This is a genomic window from Lamprocystis purpurea DSM 4197 (genome assembly GCF_000379525.1).
Classification (GTDB): Bacteria; Pseudomonadota; Gammaproteobacteria; order Chromatiales; family Chromatiaceae; genus Thiodictyon; species Thiodictyon purpureum.
On the sequence record NZ_KB902397.1, the window covers coordinates 1 to 5,115 of the forward strand.

Sequence of the window (5,115 nt, forward strand, 5' to 3'; positions counted from 1 at the left end):
CGCTGTAGAGACGTTCCGGCCCAGCCTGATCGTCCACTTTCTGACGTCCACGCTTGGTTTCAAACAGCGTCCCGGCCTGCTCCAGGATCTCCTTTTTCCACTGCCCCACCTGGACCGGATGGACTCCATGCTCCTGTCCGATCTCGTTCGTCGTTTTGACCCCGCGGATCGCCTCCAGGCCGACTTTGGCCTTGAAGGATGCCGTGTACGTCTTGCGCTTCGCTTCGCCCATTATGATATGCCCCTTTTGGTTCGACGCGAGCTTAAATTACTGTCCGGTTTTCAGGGTCCACTATACTACTCGACAAAAAGATACAAACCGCAATAGCAGACAAAGAACCTTTTGTCGAAGTGCTATCCTAAAGAATGCCCTAACTATTGCGCAAGCGCCGAGACAAGACCGCGCGTCTACCTCGGCGGTATGTCTTCAGGTGACGAGCCCTCTTAGCGGCTCTGCTGCCGGATCAAGGCGTCAACGCGAGGCAAACATAGGCGGCGGGGCCGCCAAGACGGCATGCCGGGGCAGAGCCCCGGCACGAGAGCAAGAGCTAGCCTCTAGCCGCCGATGTGCCTGTCTTAGACTCGGCGGGCCATAGTCCCGCGGCCCTGTTTCCCGGATTGCGCTGAACACCCCGGAGGAATCGATGAACCAGACCATTGCGATCGACTGTCCCGCGGAAATCCTGGTCTCCCTGCACATGAACGCAGAAGGACTGGCTGGCTTCATGAAGCAGCAAGCGGCGATTACACTGTTCCGGGAGGGACGGCTATCCTCGGGCACCGCCGCAGCCTGGCTCGGCATGCCGCGCGTGACCTTCCTGTTGCGCGCCATGGAGTCCGGTGCGGTCTTGTTGGAAGACAGCTTTGATGATCTCGCGCGGGAGACCTCGCTGCTGGATGGGCCGTCGTGATCTTCTGCAATACCACGCCGCTGATCGCCCTGGCCGGCATCGGCCTACTCGATCTGCTACCGTGCCTGTTCGGCACCATCCATCTAACGGAATCGGTGGTAGCGGAATGCGCCGCGGGTGGCCCGATTCCCGTGCCGGAACTGCGGGCGCTACCCTGGACGCGGATTGTCGCTGCCGACGAGGCGACGCTGCCCGGCCTATTGCTCAGCCTGGACCGCGGCGAGCGTGACACCCTGGCGATGGCAAGCAAGCTCGGCGCGGAGCGCGTGATCATCGATGAGCGCATCGGACGCAATATGGCGGAATTGCTCGGCCTACCCGTGGTCGGCACACTCGGCATATTGCTTAAGGCGCGCGAAATGGGATTGCTTCCATCATTTCACCAGGCCGTGGTGCAGATGCAGAGCAATGGAATTTATTACCACCCCAGGTTGGTACAACGGCTTTGCATGCTAGCAGGGGAGGAATAGCCGGGTAAAAGGGCCAGGCTCAGCTAACGGTCCAGGTTCAATTCAATTGCCGCCCTTCAAGTCCTCCAGATCGGCCACCGCCAGGCGCCGCAGGGTGGCGCGCTGTTTGCTGTAATGCTCATCCATGCGGTCGATGATGTCGGCGAGAAAGCGCACGGTCTCGACGATCTTGGGTCCTTTGTTGAGCATGGCGCACTCGGCCATGACGCCCTTCTCGGCGCGCAGCTTGGCCCCTTTGGGTCCGGTCCGGGTGATGGTGACGGTGATCCGCTCGCCATCGTTGGCGGCGACCACCCCGCCGATCTTGCCATCGTCGAACCAGACCGCGTGCCCGGGACGGGCGCACTCGAAGGCGGCCGCGAGGGTGCAATGGACCTGGGCGGGGGTCACAATGGTGCCATCCGCAGCGCGCTCGGCACCCTGGCCGGGTGCATCAACGCGGGTCAGGACGAGCGGATCGCCGACCGCCAGTGCAATCGGCAGGATGATTTCGGGCACATTGATGAAGGCGCCGGTGCCGACGGATTCGCCGCCGCGGCGGGCCGTGACGCTGGTGGCCTCCTCCACATAGGCCGTCTGCTCGATCTCGGCCACCCAGGAAGCACCCCGCGCCTCGCGCACCTGCAGGCAATGCGCCTGGCCGCGGGCGTCGATGAAGTCGAGCGCGTCGCCCACGGCGATGCGACCGAACAGCCCGCCGCTGATCTGCAGCCGTAGACGCAGGTCCGCAGGCGTCGGCGCGACCGCCTCGGCGGGGGTCAGCCACACCCGTCCCGGCCGCGCCAGCCGACCGAAGCAATCGCGCTGCGGGGCGAGCCGCTGCACCCGGCCGCTCGCCCGCAAGGTTCCGGTGCGCAGCCTGGGACCGGCCAGATCCATGGCGACCCGGCAACTCCACCCTAACGTCTGTTCGGCGCGGCGCAGATTGTCGACCATCGCCGCCCACTCCGCGGGGCCATCGTGGGCACAGTTGATACGCATCACGTCCATTCCGGCCTCGACCAGGTTCTGGACGAGTTGGGCATCGGTCGCCGTCTCACTCGGCATGCTGACCATGATGCGCGCGAGGCGGCCCTGGGGATCAGGCCCGAGCAGGGCCTGGGTGTGCTCGCGCAGCCGCTGGGGGCCGGACTTGAATACCTTGACTCGCTGAGTTTCTAATGGCAAAGACGATGAACAAGCTACCCGAGACGGACTCCATCAAGGCACTGGCGGAGTTCTGGCAGACGCATGACGTCACCGATTTCGAGGACGCACTCATCGAGGTGACCGAGCCGGTGTTTCAACGCGCTGAACCGTTGTCGGTCATTCTTCCCGCCGCGGACCTGGCCGCACTTCGCGCAAGGGCGCGTCAGGTGCACACCCCCGAAACAGCCCTTGTATCCAGGTGGATTCACGAGCGGCTGGACGCCGGCTAGGCGACCATGTTCCGCTTCACCCAACTCCACCTGAAGCAGTATCGGTGCTTCGAGGCGCTCGACCTGCACCTCGAACCCGACCTCACGGTGCTGTTTGCCGAGAACGGTGGCGGCAAGACCGCGGTGCTGACGGCGCTGGCGGCCGGGCTGACCCCCTTCCAATCGGGCACGCCCCGCGGTCTCAAGCTCGATCCGCGGCGCGATCCGCGCCAGATCACGCTCGACGCGCGCGGCCGGCGTGAGCCGGCCGGCCCCTGCACTCTCATCTGGACCGCCGATGTGGGCGCTGCTGCGGGCGTGAACTGGATCAGCATCGTGAATCCCGCCTCAAACCGCGCGCCGGATATCCACCATGGGGACCTGGTCGACGCGATGGAGCAGGTTCGTCGGCCCGGCGCGCGCTGGCCCCTGTTTGCCTTCTATGGCATGGATCGGATGGGGCGTGGCAAGGCATCGACCAGACCGACCGCCAGTCCTCCCGACCGCTGGGAGGGGTACGCAGGCAGCCTGAACGCCGCCCTGGACGACTCGGCCTTGCTGACCTGGCTGCTTGAAGAAGTGCTGGCCGATACGGTCCGCCGGCAACAGGGCGAGCCGGAGCGGGCACTTGCCAGGGCTGTCATGGATACGGTCGCGAGGGCCACGCCGGGGGTGACCCGGTCCTGGTACGACCCGCGCGAGCGCAGCCCCGTGGTACGGTTCGAGAATGGGCATGTCGTTCCCTGGCGAGATCTGTCCGACGGATTTCATGTGTATCTCGCGCTGGTGGCCGACATTGCCCGCCGCGCGGTGATCCTGAACGAACGGGATGGCGCCGAGGCCCCGGCGCTGCTGGAGGGCGTCGTCCTGATCGACGAGATCGACCTGCACCTGCACCCGCGCTGGCAGCGGGTGGTGCTTGACGGGCTGAGAGAGGTCTTCCCCCGGCTCCAGTTCATCGTGACGACACACTCACCGCAGGTGCTGAGCAGCGCGGAAAACCGCCAGGTCCGCCATTTAGTCGACGGGAAGGTCCAAGAATACGGCGTGTTCGTCGAGGGTCGGGACAGCAACGCGATCCTGCGCGATCTGATGGGTACCAATGACCGCGACGCCGTGGGCCAAGCGAGGCTCCGCGCGCTCCATGACGCCATCGACCAGGGGTTGCGGGAGCAAGCCGAGGTCCTTTTCGCCGAGATCCAGGCCAAGTGGGGAGACCTCGACCCCGCGCTGATCCGGGCGCGGGGGCTGATGGACTGGGAGGATTGATGCGGCGACTCGGCAAACCGCGGTCGCCATGCGCAATGCGCCGCCTGGGTAGTCGGAGCGCTCCCCGCAGACGGCTGAGCACGACGACCAGGAGGTGCTAACCGTTGTGGCTGACAAGACCTGCGACTGCTGCAAACATGAGAGCCCGCTCCGCGCAGCCCACAGAGACCACGGGCGGCCTTGGCCGGTCGATCACGACTACGAGCAGTGCTTAGCTTTACCAGCCTTGGCCGGATCAAAGTCCGATCGGAAGCACTGCTAAAGGCGGCCTAGCGTAAGGTGCTTGTGCGGGCGATTGGCGGCCCTCATGACGATCGCGGGCCCGAGGAACACCGGGCGATGGCGCTTTTTTCGAGTGGGTTTGCGGTGCATCTCCGCGGGCGCAAGGCACACACCCTGGAACAACGTCAACCGCTCGGTGATGTCGGTTCATCCCCGCGAGCGCGGGGAACACCTCCAGCGGGGCACGAGCAGCCTGTCGAGCGACGGTTCATCCCCGCGGGCGCGGGGAACACTAATAAGTTCCTGCACTTCCTGAATAAAACAACGGTTCATCCCCGCGGGCGCGGGGAACACTTCACCCTGGTCTGCCACCCGGGGCCGCTGGCCGGTTCATCCCCGCGGGCGCGGTGAACACGTTTCTTGCGGAACGGCGGCGGCGGCGGTGAGCGGTTCATCCCCGCGGGCGCCTTGAACACGATTTGTCTCCATTCTGAGTCGCAGATGCGGTCGGTTCATCCCCGCGGGCGCGGGGAACACCTTTCTCAGGCATCACGTTTCCTCAATATCAGCGGTTCATCCCCGCGGGCGCGGGGAACACCTTCACCCGCTGACTCATGCTGTCCCGCCGGGCGGTTCATCCCCGCGGGCGCGGGGAACACGCGGTGCAGCAGCACGCGGCCCACCTGGGCACCGGTTCATCCCCGCGGGCGCGGGGAACACTTTCTCCCTCACCCACTGCTGAGCCGACAAACCGGTTCATCCCCGCGGGCGCGGGGAACACGGGCGATCCGGGAGACAGCAATCATGGTTGTACGGTTCATCCCCGCGGGCGCGGGGAACACTTCC

General features: G+C 65.3%; 6 protein-coding genes and 1 CRISPR repeat array. Of the genes, 4 read left to right on the top strand and 2 right to left on the bottom strand.

Features of this window, described 5'->3' with window-relative positions; translation table 11 throughout:
• The coding region (locus A39O_RS0105245; protein WP_020503644.1) for an IS3 family transposase at positions 1-232 on the bottom strand (232 nt) is incomplete at its 3' end.
• Positions 233-644: 412 nt separating this feature from the next.
• Between A39O_RS0105245 and A39O_RS0105250 the strand changes: the two genes are divergently transcribed.
• Positions 645-911 (top strand): UPF0175 family protein, encoded by a 267-nt coding sequence (locus A39O_RS0105250; protein WP_020503645.1) that lies wholly within the window; start codon positions 645-647, stop codon positions 909-911.
• Positions 908-1,381 (top strand): DUF3368 domain-containing protein, encoded by a 474-nt coding sequence (locus tag A39O_RS0105255; RefSeq protein WP_020503646.1) that lies wholly within the window; start codon positions 908-910, stop codon positions 1,379-1,381. Before A39O_RS0105250 ends, A39O_RS0105255 begins: the two co-directional genes overlap by 4 nt.
• Before the next feature lie 42 nt (positions 1,382-1,423).
• On the opposite strand, the gene A39O_RS32110 is transcribed toward A39O_RS0105255, so the two are convergent.
• Entirely contained in the window at positions 1,424-2,548 is a 1,125-nt protein-coding gene (locus A39O_RS32110) for a pyruvate kinase (RefSeq protein WP_020503647.1), read from the bottom strand.
• Between the two features lie 5 nt (positions 2,549-2,553).
• Between A39O_RS32110 and A39O_RS0105265 the strand changes: the two genes are divergently transcribed.
• Both A39O_RS0105265 and A39O_RS0105270 read left to right on the top strand, forming a co-directional pair.
• On the top strand, positions 2,554-2,799 hold the full coding sequence (locus A39O_RS0105265; RefSeq protein WP_040527213.1) for a CopG family antitoxin: 246 nt from the start codon (positions 2,554-2,556) through the stop codon (positions 2,797-2,799).
• A gap of 6 nt (positions 2,800-2,805) precedes the next feature.
• Positions 2,806-4,047 (top strand): AAA family ATPase, encoded by a 1,242-nt coding sequence (locus tag A39O_RS0105270; RefSeq protein ID WP_020503649.1) that lies wholly within the window; start codon positions 2,806-2,808, stop codon positions 4,045-4,047.
• A gap of 364 nt (positions 4,048-4,411) precedes the next feature.
• Positions 4,412-5,111: direct repeats of the CRISPR family, unit length 29 nt; unit sequence CGGTTCATCCCCGCGGGCGCGGGGAACAC.
• Positions 5,112-5,115 lie beyond the last annotated feature (4 nt).